Raw genomic sequence first — 17,908 nt, forward strand, 5'->3', positions numbered from 1 at the left:
TTTATGTCAATTGAAAGCAAAGGTAAAGTCGCATTTATTGGTCTGGGTGTTATGGGTTATCCGATGGCCGGTTTTTTACAGCAAAAAGGCTATCAGGTTTGCGTGTATAACCGTACCGTCAGTAAAGCAGAAGCCTGGGTAAAACAATATGGGGGGAGTTATGGTGCCACCCCTGCGCAAGCGGCTGTTGATGCCAGCCTGGTGTTCTTATGTGTGGGTAACGATGATGATGTGCGCTCAGTGACCTATGGTGAGGAAGGTGTGCTGGCGACCATGCAGCCGGGCGCTGTCCTGATTGACCATACTACAGCTTCTGCCGAGTTAGCCCGTGAGCTTAGCGAAGCTTGCGCAGCAAAACAGATTGGCTTTTTAGATGCACCGGTTTCCGGTGGCCAGGCCGGTGCGGAAAATGGTGTACTAACGGTAATGCTGGGCGGCGAGCCTGCGGCATTTGACAAGAGCGAAGCCGCCATTATGAGCTACTCACGTTGTGCTAAGTTGCTGGGGCCGGCCGGTTCTGGCCAGTTAGCGAAAATGGTTAACCAGATTTGTATCGCCGGTGTGGTGCAAGGCCTGGCCGAGGCACTTAATTTTGCCCAGAATGCCGGCTTAGATGGCGCGGCAGTGGTGGAAGTGATCTCTCAGGGCGCCGCGTCGTCCTGGCAAATGCAGAACCGCTATAAAACCATGCTCGATGGTAAATACGATTTTGGTTTTGCCGTTGACTGGATGCGTAAAGATTTAGGTATCGCCTTAAACGAAGCCCGTAAAAACGGCAGCCATTTACCCTTAACGGCATTAGTCGACCAGTTTTACAGTGAAGTACAACAAATGGGCGGCAGCCGCTGGGATACCTCCAGTTTGCTGGCCAGGTTAAAGCGCTGAAATTAATGTAAATAATGACGCTTTTTCTTGCTAATTTAATTCGCATTCGCCAAGATGTCAGCGTTTTTTTATTTAGTAAGATATTTTTTTGAATTCAACTGCAATTATTGACAATAAAATCGGTATTGAATTGCCGGAAGGTGTCAGCCTTACTTTGGTGCCCGCTGGTATTGCAGTAAGAACGGCGGCTTTTTTTATCGATTTTATCTTTCGGGCATTAATTTTTTTAGCCGCTGCCCTGGTGTTAAGTCAGATTGGCCAGGCAGGTGAAGGCATTCTGCTGGTAACATTGTTTATTCTTAACTGGTGTTATTACATTTTTTTTGAATACCGCAGCGGTGCTTCTCCCGGTAAGCGCCGGATGAACCTTAAGGTGGTGGCAGACAATGGTTTGCCTGCCGGCTTTACTGCTATTTTGCTTCGCAATCTGTTACGTCCTGTCGATATGTTTCCCATTGGCTACGCTTTGGGGTTGTTATCAATGATATTGAGCCAGAATTTCAAACGGTTGGGCGACTGGGCGGGTGGCACCATGGTGGTATATAAGCAGCAAATACAACTCTTACCTAAAGCCAGCGGCCAGCCATTAACTCAGGCACCACAGCCTCTTAATACCGCTGAGCAGGCAGTTATTCTCGATTTCTGGTTACGCCACGGCAGCTTGTCAGTGCAGCGGCAGAAGGAATTAGCTGAGCTTGTAATCAATGCCCTTGATATTGAAACCGATGATCCTGTCGCTTATTTATGTGCATTAGGTGCTTATTACGCCGGTGAGAAAGTATGAAGCAGTCTCAGTTTGTCAGACAGCGTGAGGCACTCTGGCGTCAGCTGGAACAAGAACTAACTGCAGGCAGTTTTACCCAGCCTGAGTTGTTTCCAGCCGCATACCGGCAGTTATGCAGCGATCTGAGTCTTGCCCGTAGCCGGCAGTATAGCCCTGTCTTAGTTGACCGTTTGAACCAATTAGTCGCGCTGGGTCAGCAGCACTTGTATCAGAATAATCAACCGGTTTGGCTTGCCTTACGCCAGTTAATTGGTGTCAGGGCATTGCAGGCTTGTTATCAGTTTAGAAAATGGATTTGGCTGAATTTAATTTTGTTTTATGGCTTGGGGCTGGCAGCCGCAATGTTTGTCTGCAGTTCTGCTGATAACATCAATTATTTTATGTCGGCAGCAGATGTTGAAAAATTCAGTGAGATGTATGACCCGGCAAGCCGGGGCGCTGGCTCTGGTCGCACTGCTCAGTCTGATGTAATGATGTTTGGCTTTTACATCTACAACAATATCGGTATAGCGTTTCAAACCTTTGCCGGTGGTCTGTTTTTCTGTATTGGTGCCTTATTTTATATTGTTTACAACGGGCTTTATCTGGGGGCCGTTGCCGGTCATATGATCAACATGGGGTTTAATGAAACGTTCTTTTCATTTGTCATTGGCCATGGTTCGGTAGAGTTAACGGCAATAGTGTTAAGTGGTGCTGCGGGTTGTCGTTTGGGTTTTAGTTTACTAGTCCCTGGCATCTATGATCGGCTTACCGCATTAAAACTGGTTGCTCACCAAGTTATGCCTATTGTGGCCGTGGCGTTTGTGATGCTGGTGCTGGCCGCCGGTATCGAAGCGTTCTGGTCGCCCCGGCAGCTGGCGGCTGACGTGAAGTATATTGTAGGTGCAATCGGTTGGGCTGCGGTATTTTACTGGTTGTACCGGGGGACAGTGCTTGGACGTTAAGCAGTTAATTGTTGAGCCGCAAGTCCGCACGCCCTGGCAAGTATTTGATCTTGCGGTCCGTTGTTACCGGCTAATGTGGCTGCCACTGTTTTTGTTATGGTTACTGCTGGCGTTACCGCTGACTTTGCTGGTGACGTTACTCGCCGATCCTATGCTGGCGGCTGCGGTGGTGTGGCTTTGCAAGCCGTTGTTAGAACGGCCGTTGCTGCACTATGTCAGCCGGGCTGTATTTTCAGAAAAGCCGGCTATCCGCTCATGTCTTGGTGCATTGCGGGTTGGGGGCTGGTGGCAGCTGCTGCTGAGTATTACCTGGTATCGTTTAGCCTGGCGCCGGGCTTTTTTAGCACCTGTGTTGTTACTCGAGCAGCAACAGGGGGACGCCCGTAGCAACAGAACCAAAACGTTAAAACGCTTATATAATGACCGCCAGGGCTACTGGCTGGTTTTTTGTTTACATCTTGAGTTTCTGCTGGCGTTGGTTATGTTGCTGCTGGTATATAGCTTTTTACCTGCTGGCGCGGTACCTGACTGGATTAGCAGTATTCAAATAATGGAAAGCAACACTGGTGGTTACATTATGCTGGTGCTGACCCTGCTATCGTACAGTCTGGTCGCACCGCTGTTTGTGTTGGGTGGTTTTCTTACTTATATTAATCGCCGAATCGCCCTGGAGGCGTGGGACCTTGAATTAAAGTTCCGCAAAATAGCCCTCCGTTTAAAAGCGGCGACAACCACTGTTGCTCTGCTGCTGTGTTTTACTTTAGGTGTGATGCCACAACCATTGAGTGCCAATGCCAATCAGGGCGCCAGTTCTGTGGCAACTGCCGGGCAAGATGCCAGCGACACTGGCGCAACGGCACTTTATCAACCGGAATACAAAGAACAGATCCGGCAGCAGGTTGAGCAGATTTATCAGGAGCAAGAGCTGATAAATTATACCAGCAGTTGGGTTCAGGACGATACCGAGCATACTGAGGTTGCTGATGCTGACTGGCTGGCATTTTTGGCATTTATCGGTGACGGGCTGGGGGTTCTGGGCTGGTTATGTATTATTGCGGTGAGTCTGGGATTGCTGTACTGGCTCTATCTAAACTACGAACGGCTATTGCGGCCATTTATCGCTAAGGCCCCACCAGTTGAGCCGACTATTCCGCTGATGTTTGCCGATTTACCCGCTGAGATAAACCATGATGATTTATTGGCTCAGGCCAGGTACTACCATCAGCAAGCTAACGCCCGTTTAATGCTGGCATGTCTGCTCCGTTTTGCCCTGCATCATATTCAGCAGCACTATCCGGTAAGGCTCTCTGCCACCATGACTGAACATGAATGTCTGAATGCTATCAGCCACAGCACACCGGCGCAGATTGGCGTGACAACCCGCCGGCTGATCGATTCATGGATTGTTATTGCCTGGGGACATCAGCAGCTGTCTCTTGATAGCCTGGGCGCTATTCTGGCAGAGCTTGAAAGCTGGCAACAGCAGGCGGCCACGGTATGAAAAAACTGTTATTGCTTTCTAGTGTCGCGTTACTGCTGATTATTATCTGGGCTTTTAGTCGTGGCCAGTGGCAGCTGGTTACCGAGGAAAGCGGTCTGAGCCGCCGGGCAATCAGTCAGCCATGGCTGGCCTCAGAATTACTATTACAACAACACGACCGCTCGTTATCTGAACTGTCTGAAATTGCGCAGTTAAAGCCGATACTAGCGTCAGGCCAGCCATCTGATCTTGTGCTGGTTATTAATGAAAATATTTTACGTTTTAACCCGGAATTAGCGGATGAGCTGCTGGAATGGACCGAGGCCGGTGGCCATCTGGTGTATCAATTGTCTGCTGACAATCGCAGACAGGTTGCCAGCAACAGCCTGACGCAAGGGTTTGAGCTTGATATCGATCTCTCTGCAGCTTACGTGCAGCAGTATTGGCATATCATTGTCAGAAATAATTTTGTAGAGGCGAAAGCGAACTTTAAAAACGGCCTGTTAGACCTGGCTGTTATGCCAGATTCCCGCATTGAGCGCTGTGCCGGCTCTGTTATGACAGTACAAGAAAATGACGACGAGCCGTCGGATGCTTTTGTTGCCTGCCAGTTTGTGTCAGGCAGTGGCAAAGTCACCTTTACCAGTCAACTGCTGTTTATGCAAAACAGCTTGCTGGATAAAGCTGACAATGCTTTGTTTTTACTAACGCTGTTGGCTGATGCCAGACAGCTGGTGGTAATAAAAGATCCTGGTACTTTATTGTGGTTTCAGCGCCTGTGGTTATGGAACTGGCCGCTATGGATAATAATGTTACTGACCCTGGGGCTGCTATTCTGGCGCCTGGCACAGCGACTGTCACCACCGGTGCGGCCATTAAGCACGCGCGACAATCTGTTTGAACAGCATCTGCACGCCAGTGGCGATTTCCTGATGCAGCAGATGCCGGCACAATGGTTAAAACAGCAACTGATGCAGGATGTACTGTGGTTATCTGAGCGGCGTTATCCGGGCTTTTCCCGTTTGCCGGAAACGGAGCAGCAGCAGCTGATAGCAAGCTGGTGCAATATGTCGTTACAGCAACTTAATCAATTTTTTAATCAGCCCTGGCCTGCCAGATCCGTTGCTATTGCTGAGTATATTGGGTTCTGGCAAACAATAAGGAAAGCAATATGACAGCGTTAGGTGCGCAGCAAACAGAACAGATCCGGGATACGATCTCGGCGATACGGCAGAACATTCAGCAGGTGCTGGTGGGACAGCATGAGATTGTTGATGATGTTATTGCGGTGCTGCTGGCGGGCGGACATGTCCTGCTTGAAGGTGTGCCTGGCTTAGGTAAAACTCTGTTGGTACGGGCGTTAGCACGATCTGTCGATGTCGAGTTCAGCCGGATCCAGTTTACCCCTGATCTGATGCCATCAGATGTGGTTGGGCATAGCCTGTATAACATGGGGAAGGGCGAGTTTGAGCTTAAAAAAGGTCCTGCTTATACCAATATACTGCTGGCCGATGAAATTAACCGGGCGCCGGCTAAAACGCAGGCAGCGTTGCTGGAAGTGATGCAGGAGCTGCAAATTACCATAGACGGAACCAGTATGGTTTTGGAAGGGCCTTTTATGGTCATGGCAACCCAGAACCCGCTGGATCAGGAAGGCACTTATCCGTTACCGGAAGCTGAGTTGGATCGGTTTATGGTCAAGCTTAAGCTGGGCTACCCCAGTCTAGAGCAGGAGTTGAAATTATTATTGCTCAACACTGGCGGCGAGTCGAACGAGGCACAGGTCAGCACCCTGCAGCCGGTGATCAATGGTGCCCAACTGATGCAATTACGTACTCTGGCGACCAAGGTACTGGTTGATGACAAGCTGTACAGGTACGTACTGGATATTGTCAGAAAAACCCGCAGTTGGCCAGGTGTGCTGCATGGCGCCGGGGTTCGGGCAAGTATTAATATGATTAAGCTGGCCAAGGTCCGGGCCCTGATGAATGGTCGTGAGTTTGTGATACCAGATGATATTAAATTATCCGCAAAGCCGATATTACGGCACCGGATTATTTTGTCGGCCGAAGCGGAGTTGGAAGGGACCAATGAGGACGACATTATCAGCGCTATCCTGATGAAGACTGAAGTACCCCGCGAATGAAACCGGTAGCGATTCGCCCGTCAAACCGGCTGCTTCTGGCTATGTCTGGCATAGCGTTAGTTACTCTCGCACTGGGAACGCTGGATGTCAGTGTGTCGTTGCAATTAGCGGTTGCTGCAATACTGCTTGCGGGTTTACTACTGGCAAGCTGGTTTGAATGGACCCGGCTCAAACAGTTTATGCCGGTTACGGTGCAGCGCATTCTGCCACATAATCTCAATTTGAATTGTCAATTCAGTTATCAGCTGATTATTGAAAACCATGCGCAGCAAAGTATCGAGCTTAGTGTTGCAGAGCGTTTGCCTGAGCATTGGTTACGTCAGCAGCGGCAGTTTGACTGCAAACTGGCAGCCAGGGAAAAGCTCAGGTTTGAATATCAGGTAACGCCCAGCCGCCGTGGTCCGGTAGCACTTGAGGGTACGGATATCCGCTTGCAGTTTCCTCGTGGTCTGTGGCAGGCCAGAAGATATATAGCGGCTGAGCAACGAGTTAAAGTGTATCCCGATTTTTCGGTGCTGATGAAATCACCGGCACTTAGTGGCGTAGGGAGTTTGCCGGTACCCGGCATAAAAGTATTTAATAAGCGGGGCAGCGGTACAGAGTTTCGTCATTTGCGGGAATATCGGGTAGGCGATAGTCAAAACCAGATTGATTGGCAGGCATCAAGCCGGCGCTTAAAACTTATTGCCCGTGAATTTCAGGAAGAGCAAAGCCAGCAGGTTATAGTGATGCTCGACAGTGGACGGCGTATGCATGTCGAAACAGAGGTCGGGACCCATTTTGATGCGGCATTAAGTGCCATTTTACTGCTGGCACATTCGATATTAAAAAATGGTGACTGGTTTAGTATGCAGTCGTTCGGTGCGGCTGAGCGTTGGCTGGCTAACGTCAGAAGTGTCCGGGATATCTCTCAGGTGATGCAGCATTTCTATGATTTATATCCTTCTGATATTAGCCCCGATTATCTGTTGGCTGCCCGTCAGTTGATTGCAAAAAAACCAAAGCGCGCGCTGGTGTTGATCGTGACCACACTTCAGGACGAAGATTTTTCCGATTTGTTACCGGCAGTCAGATTACTCCAGCAGCATCATCTGGTTGGGGTTATTCATATTGAAAATGAAGCTATCAGGCAAACACTGAGTGAACCTGTGACAACGGGCAGGGACGCTAATAGTTATCTGGGGGCTGTAAAGTTAAATCAGTTGTTTCAAAGGAACTGGCAACGCTTACAGAAGGAAAATGTGTTATGTATCAGCAGCAGAGCAAAAGACCTGTTGCCACAAAGCCTGAACGCTTATCTGCGGGTTAAGCGCTCAGGCATGCTTTAATATCAGCTATTGCTACTGGTTACATCGATTGCTTCATTAATTTTATATTGCAGATAAATGGTGCTGAAAAAGAAAGTCAGGATAGGTCCGATTCGGGCATTATGGCCCTCTGTCGCAAATATACCATGTAATCTGTTTCTGATGCTGTAAGCCACAATTAAGTAAATGACCCAGTAGGCAATACTGATGGTATTTTCAATCAATGCATAGCTGGTATCAGAGAACCCTGCCACAAAACCCAGCACAAAGCTTCCCACTAAAAGTACTACCAAAACATAAACCAATTCTATGGCGATAGGTCTGTTTTGGATCTGGTTTAACGTACTGGTTCTTGAGTAAAGCCACCACAGTGGGTAAATACCAAAAGTCACAATACTAAGTAAAAATACCCACCAGGCTGAAAACCGGGGTAGTTGTTTCAGGTTATTGCTGTTTAACGGGGTATTCAGTTCTGCAGACGGAGCAGCATAAGGGTTGGAAATCGAGTCACTCATTTAACGTCCTTTTATTTTCTTGTTAAGAAAGAGGATTCTAATGATAAGAAAACAAAAGTAAATGCTATTTTATATTTAAACGGGACAAAATTAGTTAACTGCTCCAGGTTGTTAGTTCGGTAAGATAGTTAAGCGAGGATCAGGCATAAAATCTAACTCTGTAGCTGTGGCTAAGCAAGTTTCAAAGTTAGGATGCAGGGGATTAAGCAGGATATTGTGTTCACGTGGTGCAATGACGCTGGGAACCGACAATGCCAGGCTAGCCTGCTGCGCCAGCCAGTTATTACCTATTTGCGCAGTATCAGCGGTTGCTGGTTGCAGCTGCCAGCTGGCTGGCAAATTATTCAGGCTGACAGTTAGGATATCGTTGCTGTCGATAGTTAATTGAAATAACCGATACTGAGCTAACGGTGCCCGGTTATTTAAATGCACCAGAATTTCCAGAATCGCTAATGCTTCCGAGCCGGCGGTATAAACACACAACTGGCCTTTACTATTCCATCGTCCACCATATAAACGAGCACCTTCACCATCAAATGCCTGTGCTGCCCATTTACTGTTTACCAAACGATAAAGTTTAACGGCACTCATAAAGCAGCATTGGCTAGGTTACAGGAGTGAGGTTGGAACCCCGTTAGCGCAACCACAGAGTGTCTGAAGGAGCGCCCTCGCGCGAGTGAGTTGCTGTGGTGAGCATGGCGGGTGTTGTAACCGATCTCTGGTCGTCGATCTCCAGAAAACGCCATCAGGCAAAAACGCCGTGTTCTAAGCGGCCAATTAAATCCAGAATTGCCTGAGTTTCTGCAGAAGTTGCCAGCATAGCCAGTGGCATCTTATCGCCAAGACCATAAACCGGCTCGGTAAGCCAGCGTTTAGTGGCAGTCATATCATCATTAAATAAGGCGCTGGCGGCCACTAACACAGTGGCAAAGCGAAACAACCTGTCGCTTTCTTCCTGGGTAAATTTACCGCTCTTTGCCCGCCTTGCCAGCGTGGCCGGGGCTAACTGACACACTTGCGCAAGCTGTTTTTTATCCAGCGTGGACACCGCTGCTAACTTATCAAAAACAGCATAAGAAAAGCCATCGTGCAATGCCTGATAAAGCTTAGGACCGCGCTCAGCAATACCCAGCTGTTGCCACAGGTTGGGCGTAGTGTATAGCGTTGGCGTAAATTCACGAACTAAAGCAGTCATTATGCATGATCCAATCAGTTGATATATTTTAAGGTTATCACTTGATTTTAAATTGGTCAAAAAAAGGGCGCAATGATCGCAGTAATCAACGCGCCTCAATATTTCTAAATGCGGGATAATGGCAACTTAGTTAAACACCATCTCCGGTATTTCGCCATCGACTACCAATTTACCGGCAGTTTTTTGCTGAATTTCTTCAACGCTAATACCGGGTGCGCGTTCTAACAGGTGGAAAGCACCGTTGCGCACTTCCAGCACCGCTAAATCGGTAACGATTTTCTTCACGCAGCCCACACCTGTTAGCGGTAGGGTGCAGCCTTCCAGCAGCTTACTGTTGCCGTATTTGTCGGCGTGAGTCATGGTCACCACAATATTCTGGGCGCCGGCTACTAAATCCATGGCGCCACCCATGCCTTTGACCAGTTTGCCCGGGATCATCCAGCTGGCGATATTACCGTTCTGGTCTACTTCAAACGCACCTAACACGGTTAAATCGACATGACCGCCACGGATCATGGCAAAGCTTTCGGCTGAGCTGAAAATCGCTGCGCCTTTAATGGCGGTGACCGTTTCTTTGCCGGCGTTAATCATGTCGGCGTCGAGCTCTGCTTCGGTTGGGTAGGGGCCCATACCCAGCAGGCCGTTTTCGGATTGCAGCATTACTTCAATGCCAGCGGGTACATAGTTGGCTACCAGAGTCGGAATACCGATACCCAGGTTTACGTAGTAACCATCTTCTAATTCCTGCGCCACGCGCATTGCAACTTGTTCACGAGATAAAGCCATGGTTGCCTCCTTAACCTTGCCGCACCATACGACGTTCGATGCGTTTTTCAAAGCTGCCTTTGATCACGCGCTGCACGTAAATACCCGGGGTATGAATTTGCGAAGGTTCCAGCTCGCCCGGCTCGACAATTTCTTCAACTTCCGCCACGGTAATTTTACCGGCAGTTGCTGCCATTGGGTTAAAGTTCATGGAAGTATGGCGAAACACCAGGTTACCGTAACGGTCAGCTTTCCAGGCGCGTACTATGGCAAAATCACCGGTGATGGCGGGCTCTAATACATAGTTGCGGCCGTTAATTTCGCGGGTTTCTTTGCCTTCAGCAACTGGCGTACCGTAGCCGGTGGCGGTGAAAAAGGCCGGTATACCAGCACCGCCAGCACGCATTTTTTCAGCCAGAGTGCCTTGCGGGGTCAGTTCTACTTCCAACTCGCCGTTTAAAAGTTGTTTTTCAAACAGGGCGTTTTCACCAACATAAGAGGCAACCATTTTTTTGATTTGCCGATCTTCCAGCAAAATGCCCAAACCAAAGCCGTCAACGCCGCAGTTGTTAGAAACTACTGTTAAGTCGGTGGTGCCCATTTTTTTAATCTGGGCAATTAAGCCTTCCGGAATACCACATAAACCAAAGCCACCGGCAATAACGGTCATCCCGTCCTGCAGGCCGGCCATGGCGTCTTCGTAGCTATGTACGACTTTATTAAACCCTGCCATTTGTTGTCCTCTGTTCTTTGCTGAACTTTATATTAGAGCTGTTCTTCGATTTCGCTGCTGCTACGTGTATTTTTGTCTGCGACACGCCGTGAACCCCTCCCTGGGGGCTCGTTTACGCCCGTCCAGGGCTTCAACGGTCGCAGAAAAAATCACATCCGCATCCGCTTACTTCGGAGTAAAGGGAAGCGCGCAGTACACTTTGACCGAAACCGTGTTTTTCATGGATGAAAAACAGGAGCCCCCATGGATGGGTTTACGGCGTGCTTCGGAAAAGTTGTACGGAGTGCTTACCGTGTTCGAAGAACCTTAGTTGCTGCTGTTAACTAACCACCAGTTTGCGTGCACTTAGCCTTTAACGCCAATCCTACTTTAGAACTAGGCTGCTTGCCGAGCTTACCGGTAATAAACCAGCCTGCCTGTGCCAGTGCGGTTAAATCGATGCCATGTTCAATGCCCAGGCCATTGAGTAAATACACCACATCTTCAGTGGCGACGTTGCCCGAAGCACCGGCAGCGTAAGGGCAGCCGCCCAAACCTGCCACGGCGCTGTCAATAATGCTGATGCCACGGTTTAGCGCAACATAAATATTAGTTAATGCCTGGCCATAGGTATCATGAAAATGCACCGCTAGTTTTTCGGCCGGTACCATAGTTAGCACGGCATCGAGCATAGCATTGACTTTTTTCGGCGTACCGACACCAATGGTATCGCCAAGGGAAATTTCATAGCAGCCCATCTCCAGCAGCGCTTTAGCTACCAGTGCTACCTCTGTTGGCGCGACATCGCCCTGATAGGGGCAACCCACCACGCAGGAAACATAGCCACGCACCTTAATGCCGTCAGCCTGGGCAGCTTCCACTACTGGCGCAAAACGTTCCAGGCTTTCACTGATACTGCAGTTAATATTTTTCTGGCTGAACGCTTCCGATGCGGCTCCAAAAATCGCTACTTCAGTAGCACCTGCAGCTTTGGCTGCTTGATAGCCCTTTAAATTTGGAGTTAGCGCCGCATAGGTAACGCCGGCTTTGCGGACAATGCCGGCAAACACCTCGCTGGAGTCGGCCATTTGCGGCACCCACTTGGGGGAGACAAAAGCGCCACTTTCAATGTAGCTGTGGCCGGCCGCACTTAGCATATCAATTAAGGCAATTTTATCGGCAGTGCTGACACTTTGCTCGTTTTGCAGGCCATCACGCGGGCCAACTTCAACGATGCGCACACTTTTTGGAAAACTCATGCTTCCTCCGGGCTAAAATCAACCAGTTCGGCACCATCTTTTACCAGATCACCGGCGCCGTAGAACACCTCATTTACCAGGCCGTCTTTGGGCGCCTTAATGCTGTATTCCATTTTCATCGCTTCCATTATTACCAGGGTATCACCGGCTTTAACCTTGGCGCCGGCTTTAGTCATTACTGCGACAATAGTGCCATTCATCGGGGCTGTAAGGCTGCCGGCATGCTCACTGCCATCGAGCTCCGGGGTGACTTCAGTGCGGTAAATAAAGTCATAGCGATGGTGTTTAATAAATACACTAATCGTGTCCTGATAACGGCTGACCCGCACCTTGGTTTTATGATCTCCAAGAGTAGCACTTAGCTCATCACCGTTCAGTTCAGCTAAACAGCAAATTTGCTGGCCCTGCAACTCGACAACATAATGCTGTTGCTGTTCGCGAATCGTCAGCTGCTGTGCTTGCTCGTCGTGGATTAAGTTAAGTATTACCGTTGGCGTTTCGTTTAAGCGCCAGCCATGGCTGTATTGCCAGGGGCTTGGGCTGCTGTGACTTGGCAACGGCGTTTTTTGCTGCTCTAAAATAAATAAAGCTGCCAGCACCAGCGCTTGGTTGTTTTCGTTGTTGGCTGGTGCAAACAGCGTGTCCTGATGATGATTAATAAAGTTAGTATCAAGCTCGGCGGCTTTAAAGGCCGGGTGCTCGGTTAAGCTGGTTAAAAAGCTTAAATTAGTGGTGACACCTGCAATCCGGTAATCGTCCAGTGCGCGCAGCATACGGGCGATGGCGCGGTCACGGCTTTCATCCCAGACAATTAACTTGGCAATCATCGGGTCGTAATAGGGCGATACTTCGTCATTTTCGACTACGCCGGTATCTACCCGCACATAACGGCTGGCTTCTGGCTGGCGTAAATACGTCAGTTTACCGGTCTGCGGCAGGAAGTCGTTATCCGGGTCTTCGGCATACACCCGTACTTCAATGGCATGGCCATCAATCTGCACTTCATCCTGACTTAGCGGCAGGGCTTCATTGGCAGCCACTAACAGCTGCCACTTTACTAAGTCCTGGCCGGTGATCATTTCGGTTACCGGATGCTCTACCTGTAGCCGGGTGTTCATTTCCATAAAATAGAAGGAGCCGTCTTCGTCAAACAAAAACTCGACGGTACCGGCACCGCGATAATCAATCGCTTTGGCGGCTTTTACTGCTGCTTCGCCCATCGCCTGACGTTGAACACTGCTGAAGTTCGGTGCTGGCGCTTCCTCAATCACTTTCTGATGGCGGCGCTGTATAGAGCAATCGCGCTCCGCTAAGTACACAGCATCGCCATGATTGTCGCAAAATACCTGAATTTCAATATGCCGCGGCTTGGTTAAGTAACGCTCGATCAGCATTTTATCATTGCCAAAACCGGCTTTGGCTTCGCGGCGGGCACTGGCTAAAGCATCGGCGAATTCTTCTTTTTTCCAGACCACCCGCATGCCTTTACCACCGCCACCGTAGGCGGCTTTTAATAACTGCGGATAGCCAATTTTGGCTGATTCACTGCCAAGCTTTTCATCTGACTGATCATCACCATGATAACCCGGCACCAGCGGCACGCCGGCCTCAGCCATAATTTTCTTGGCAGCGCTTTTCGAGCCCATCGCAGTAATAGCATTAACAGGCGGGCCGATAAATACTACGCCGGCATCAGAACAGGCTTTGGCGAAGTCTTCATTTTCTGATAAAAAGCCATAGCCTGGGTGAATGGCTTCAGCGCCACTTTGTTTGGCGATATCGATAATTTTATCGCTGCGCAGGTAGGAGTCTTTGCTGGGGGCAGGGCCAAGCAAATAGGCTTCATCGGCCATCCGCACGTGACGGGCATTGGCATCGGCTTCTGAGTACACCGCCACGCAGCGGATACCCAGTTTGTGAGCGGTGTCGATAACCCGACAGGCAATTTCGCCACGGTTGGCTATTAATATCTTGCGGAACATAGTTAATTATCCTGTGGCTTTGGCGGTAACCAGTTAGGGCGGCGTTTTTCCAGAAAAGCGCCAAGGCCTTCCTGACCTTCATCTGACACCCGAATTTCAGCAATCGCCTGGGTAGTATGTGCCACCACATTGTTGCTGATTTTGCGGTTATAAATATTGTGAATCAGCGCTTTGGCTGCACTCATCGCTGCCGGGCTGTTTTGCAGCAGGCTGTCGATCAACGCATCAGCTTTTTGCTGCAGCTCGTCAGCGCTGATTACCTCATGTAATAACCCAAGGGCTATGGCGGTATCGGCACTAAAGCGCTCAGCCGTTAAAAAGTAACGCCGGCTTTGCCGCTCGCCCAGGGCACGCATGACATAGGGGCTGATCACTGCCGGAATAAGACCAATTTTCACTTCGCTTAAGCAGAAGCTGGCATTGTCGCTGGCAATGGCGATATCGCAACATGCTACCAGGCCCACTGCGCCACCAAAGGCGGCACCTTGCACCATGGCAAGGGTAGGTTTGGGGAATTTATCCAGCTTGTGCATTAGCAGGGCCAGTTCGTTGGCGTCGTCCAGATTTTGCTGATAGTTTTTTTCGGCCATCGAGCGCATCCAGTTTAAATCGGCACCGGCAGAGAAGTTTTTGCCATTGGCGTTTAACAACAACAGCCGTACATCCGGGTTGGCAGCCAGCTGGTCGAGTACCTGAATAAGCTCGGCAATCATCAGATCGTCAAAGGCATTGTGCACTTCGGGCCGGTTTAACGTTAAGCTGGCCACGCCGCGCTGGTCGATACTCACTTGGGTGTAAACCTGGTTCATCTTTTCTCCGAAAGTATTAATGCAACCTGAGACTGTCTTTCTCCGACATCGCGGTTGCTGCGTGAATTTTTGTCTGCGACACGCCGTGAACCCATCCATGGGGGCTCGTTTCCGCCCGTCCAGGGCTTCAACGGTCGCCGAAAAAATCACATCCGCACCCGCTTAATCCTCGTAGCAGCAAGCGCACAGTGCACTTTGCTCAGAACCGTGTTTTTCATGGATGAAAAACAGGAGCCTACAGGGATGTATTCACGGCGTGTTCTGACAAAGTTGTACGGCGCGATTGCAGCGTCTATGGCCGAAGCACCTGACAACCACTTGCATCACATCCGAAACACGCCAAACTTCGTCTCTTCAATTGGCGCATTAAGTGCTGCCGCCAAGGCCAGACCCACTGTCATCCGGGTTTGGGCCGGGTCAATAATACCGTCATCCCACAAGCGACCGCTGGCGTAGTAGGGGTGTCCCTGCTTCTCGTACTGTTCAATAATCGGCTGTTTCAGCGCTTTTTCCGCTTCGGCCGACAGCGTTTCGCCTTTACGGGCCAGACCATCTTTGGTGACCTGGGCCATTACCCCAGCAGCTTGCTCGCCGCCCATTACTGAAATGCGGGCATTAGGCCACATCCACATCATGGTTGGGTCATAAGCGCGGCCACACATGCCGTAGTTGCCGGCGCCGTAGCTGCCACCAATCAACACAGTAAATTTCGGCACCTTGGCACAGCTTACCGCCATCACCATTTTGGCACCGTGCTTGGCAATACCTTCGGCTTCATACTTTTTACCAACCATAAAGCCGGTAATGTTCTGTAAAAAAGCAGCGGAATTTTGCGCTGAGCACACAGTTCAATAAAGTGGGCGCCTTTTTGCGCCGACTCTGAGAATAAAATCCCATTATTGGCGACAATGCCCACCGGATAGCCGAAGATGCGCGCAAAACCGCAAACTAACGTCGCGCCATAGAGTTGTTTAAACTCGTCAAAATCAGAGCCATCAACAATCCGGGCAATCACTTCTTTAACATTGAAAGGCTTACGTAAATCAGTACCAACAATGCCGTACAGCTCTTTGGCGTCATACAGCGGCTCTTGCGGCGCTTTTACATCCATTGGTTCAGGCGCTGGTCGATTTAAGCGTGACACCGCATTGCGGGCCAGTTGCAGCGCGTGCTCATCATTTAACGCATAATGATCGGCCACGCCAGAGATCTTACAGTGGACATCGGCACCGCCCAGCTCCTCTGCTGACACTTCTTCACCGGTAGCGGCTTTCACCAGCGGTGGGCCGGCTAAGAAAATAGTGCCTTGCTCTTTAACGATAATGCTTTCATCGGCCATCGCCGGCACATAAGCGCCACCGGCGGTACACAGGCCCATGACCACGGCAATTTGTGGAATGCCTTTGGCTGACATATTGGCCTGATTAAAGAAGATCCGGCCAAAGTGCAATTTATCGGGGAACACATCATCCTGGCGTGGCAGGTTAGCACCGCCGGAATCCACCAGATAAATGCAGGGCAGGTGGCAGCGCTCGGCTATTTCCTGCGCCCGCAAGTGTTTTTTCACGGTAAGCGGGTAATAAGTACCACCTTTCACGGTGGCGTCGTTGGCAACAATCATGCACTCAACACCACTAACCCGGCCAATGCCAGCGACGACCCCGGCACTGGGCACATAGTCATCATAACATTCCCAGCCGGCAAACTGGCCCACTTCTAAAAACGGCGATCCCGGGTCAAGCAGCTTCTGAATACGCTCACGGACAAACAGTTTACCACGGGCCGTATGGCGGGCAATTAACGCCTCACCACCACCGAGTTTAATTTGCTGCACTTTGCTGTTCAGATCGTCCACTACGGCTTGCATGGCGTCAGCGTTTTTCTGAAATTCTTCAGTGCGTGGATTAATTTTACTCGCGATCTTGGTCATATCAGTTCGACTCAGTAAATAACTCGCGGCCGATTAACATCCGGCGAATTTCAGAGGTGCCGGCACCAATTTCATACAGCTTGGCATCGCGCAGTAAGCGGCCGGTAGGGTATTCGTTAATGTAGCCATTACCGCCCAGTAACTGAATGGCATCCAGCGCCATTTTGGTGGCCAGCTCTGCCGAATACAAAATAACGGCAGCAGCATCTTTGCGGGTGGTTTCACCGCGGTCACAGGCTTTGGCTACGGTATAAACATAAGATTTTGCCGCGTTCATCTGGGTGTACATATCGGCCAGTTTGCCCTGTACCAGCTGGAACTCGCCAATAGCCTGGCCAAACTGCTTACGGTCGTGAATGTAAGGCACTACTACGTCCATGCAGGCCTGCATAATACCGAGCGGGCCGGCTGCCAGTACCACACGTTCGTAATCGAGGCCGCTCATTAATACTTTAACGCCGCCGCCAATCTGGCCTAGCACGTTTTCAGCCGGTACTTCGCAATCTTCAAACACCAGCTCACAGGTGTTAGAGCCGCGCATACCTAACTTATCCAGCTTTTGAGCGGTGCTAAAGCCTTTAGTGCCGCGCTCAACGATAAAGGCGGTAATGCCTTTGCTGCCGGCATTAATGTCGGTTTTAGCGTAAATAACGTAAGTGTGGGCGTCGGGGCCGTTGGTGATCCACATTTTATTGCCGTTTAAAATGTATTTATCGCCTTTTAGCTCAGCGCGCAGCTTCATGCTGACCACATCTGAGCCGGCATTGGGCTCGCTCATTGCCAGTGCGCCGATATGCTCACCAGAGCACAGTTTAGGCAGGTACTTTAGTTTTTGTTCTTCAGTACCGTTGCGGAAAATCTGGTTAACACACAAGTTAGAGTGGGCACCGTAAGACAGGCCAACGGAGGCCGAGGCACGGCTGATTTCTTCCAGAGCCACCACATGCTCTAAATAACCCAGACCCGAGCCGCCGTACTTTTCATCAACGGTAATGCCGAGCAGGCCTAAGTCACCAAATTTACGCCATAACTCATTCGGGAATTCATTAACCTGGTCAATGTGTTCGGCCCGTGGGGCTATTTCTTCGCGGGCAAATGCATTAACCTGCTCGCGGATCATATCGACGGTTTCGCCTAAATCGAAGTTCAGGCCTTTGTAACTGCTAATCATGGTAAATCCCCGTTTGCTAAATGC

The 17,908-nt window shown here is 49.9% G+C and carries 16 protein-coding genes and 1 pseudogene; 7 read left to right on the top strand and 10 right to left on the bottom strand.

Annotated features, from left to right (window positions below; genetic code table 11):
- The first annotated feature begins 3 nt into the window (after positions 1-3).
- The 7 genes from KG631_RS17515 to KG631_RS17545 all read left to right on the top strand — a co-directional run bounded on the left by KG631_RS17515 (position 4) and on the right by KG631_RS17545 (position 7,567).
- Entirely contained in the window at positions 4-885 is an 882-nt protein-coding gene (locus KG631_RS17515; RefSeq protein ID WP_214000924.1) for an NAD(P)-dependent oxidoreductase, read from the top strand.
- An 88-nt stretch (positions 886-973) separates the two neighbouring features.
- Entirely contained in the window at positions 974-1,669 is a 696-nt protein-coding gene (locus tag KG631_RS17520) for an RDD family protein (protein WP_214000925.1), read from the top strand.
- On the top strand, positions 1,666-2,613 hold the full coding sequence (locus KG631_RS17525; protein ID WP_214000926.1) for a stage II sporulation protein M: 948 nt from the start codon (positions 1,666-1,668) through the stop codon (positions 2,611-2,613). The genes KG631_RS17520 and KG631_RS17525 overlap by 4 nt, the downstream gene beginning before the upstream one ends.
- The gene (locus KG631_RS17530; RefSeq protein WP_214000927.1) at positions 2,603-4,114 is read left to right on the top strand and encodes a hypothetical protein; all 1,512 of its coding nucleotides are present in this window, start codon (positions 2,603-2,605) and stop codon (positions 4,112-4,114) included. The genes KG631_RS17525 and KG631_RS17530 overlap by 11 nt, the downstream gene beginning before the upstream one ends.
- Positions 4,111-5,268, top strand: coding sequence for a DUF4350 domain-containing protein (locus tag KG631_RS17535; RefSeq protein WP_214000928.1), 1,158 nt, complete (start codon positions 4,111-4,113; stop codon positions 5,266-5,268). The genes KG631_RS17530 and KG631_RS17535 overlap by 4 nt, the downstream gene beginning before the upstream one ends.
- A complete protein-coding gene (locus KG631_RS17540; protein ID WP_214000929.1) occupies positions 5,265-6,239 on the top strand; it encodes a MoxR family ATPase in 975 nt (324 codons plus the stop codon). Before KG631_RS17535 ends, KG631_RS17540 begins: the two co-directional genes overlap by 4 nt.
- Positions 6,236-7,567: a DUF58 domain-containing protein gene (locus tag KG631_RS17545; protein WP_214000930.1), complete on the top strand. Its 1,332-nt coding sequence runs from the start codon at positions 6,236-6,238 to the stop codon at positions 7,565-7,567. Before KG631_RS17540 ends, KG631_RS17545 begins: the two co-directional genes overlap by 4 nt.
- A gap of 2 nt (positions 7,568-7,569) precedes the next feature.
- Here KG631_RS17545 and KG631_RS17550 read toward each other — a convergent pair whose 3' ends face one another.
- From KG631_RS17550 to KG631_RS17595, 10 genes and pseudogenes are all read right to left on the bottom strand, one after another.
- Positions 7,570-8,061, bottom strand: a complete 492-nt coding sequence (locus KG631_RS17550; protein WP_214000931.1) for a DUF4234 domain-containing protein — start codon at positions 8,059-8,061, stop codon at positions 7,570-7,572.
- Positions 8,062-8,172: 111 nt separating this feature from the next.
- A complete protein-coding gene (locus KG631_RS17555; RefSeq protein WP_214000932.1) occupies positions 8,173-8,652 on the bottom strand; it encodes an RES family NAD+ phosphorylase in 480 nt (159 codons plus the stop codon).
- A 154-nt stretch (positions 8,653-8,806) separates the two neighbouring features.
- Positions 8,807-9,256 carry an antitoxin Xre/MbcA/ParS toxin-binding domain-containing protein gene (locus tag KG631_RS17560; protein ID WP_214000933.1) on the bottom strand — a complete coding sequence of 150 codons (450 nt, stop codon included), beginning with the start codon at positions 9,254-9,256 and terminating at the stop codon, positions 8,807-8,809.
- Positions 9,257-9,382: 126 nt separating this feature from the next.
- The gene (locus KG631_RS17565) at positions 9,383-10,042 is read right to left on the bottom strand and encodes a CoA transferase subunit B (RefSeq protein WP_214000934.1); all 660 of its coding nucleotides are present in this window, start codon (positions 10,040-10,042) and stop codon (positions 9,383-9,385) included.
- Positions 10,043-10,052: 10 nt separating this feature from the next.
- On the bottom strand, positions 10,053-10,754 hold the full coding sequence (locus KG631_RS17570) for a CoA transferase subunit A (RefSeq protein WP_214000935.1): 702 nt from the start codon (positions 10,752-10,754) through the stop codon (positions 10,053-10,055).
- A 323-nt stretch (positions 10,755-11,077) separates the two neighbouring features.
- Positions 11,078-11,992, bottom strand: a complete 915-nt coding sequence (locus KG631_RS17575) for a hydroxymethylglutaryl-CoA lyase (RefSeq protein ID WP_214000936.1) — start codon at positions 11,990-11,992, stop codon at positions 11,078-11,080.
- Complete coding sequence (locus KG631_RS17580) at positions 11,989-13,974, bottom strand: acetyl/propionyl/methylcrotonyl-CoA carboxylase subunit alpha (RefSeq protein WP_214000937.1); 1,986 nt, start codon at positions 13,972-13,974, stop codon at positions 11,989-11,991. Before KG631_RS17580 ends, KG631_RS17575 begins: the two co-directional genes overlap by 4 nt.
- Positions 13,975-13,976: 2 nt before the next feature.
- Complete coding sequence (locus KG631_RS17585; protein ID WP_214000938.1) at positions 13,977-14,783, bottom strand: enoyl-CoA hydratase/isomerase family protein; 807 nt, start codon at positions 14,781-14,783, stop codon at positions 13,977-13,979.
- A gap of 323 nt (positions 14,784-15,106) precedes the next feature.
- A pseudogene (locus KG631_RS17590) lies at positions 15,107-16,713 on the bottom strand (carboxyl transferase domain-containing protein).
- 1 nt (position 16,714) lies between these two features.
- Entirely contained in the window at positions 16,715-17,884 is a 1,170-nt protein-coding gene (locus KG631_RS17595; RefSeq protein ID WP_097109992.1) for an isovaleryl-CoA dehydrogenase, read from the bottom strand.
- Positions 17,885-17,908 lie beyond the last annotated feature (24 nt).

It is taken from the genome of Arsukibacterium sp. (assembly GCF_018402695.1).
GTDB lineage: Bacteria > Pseudomonadota > Gammaproteobacteria > Enterobacterales > Alteromonadaceae > Alishewanella.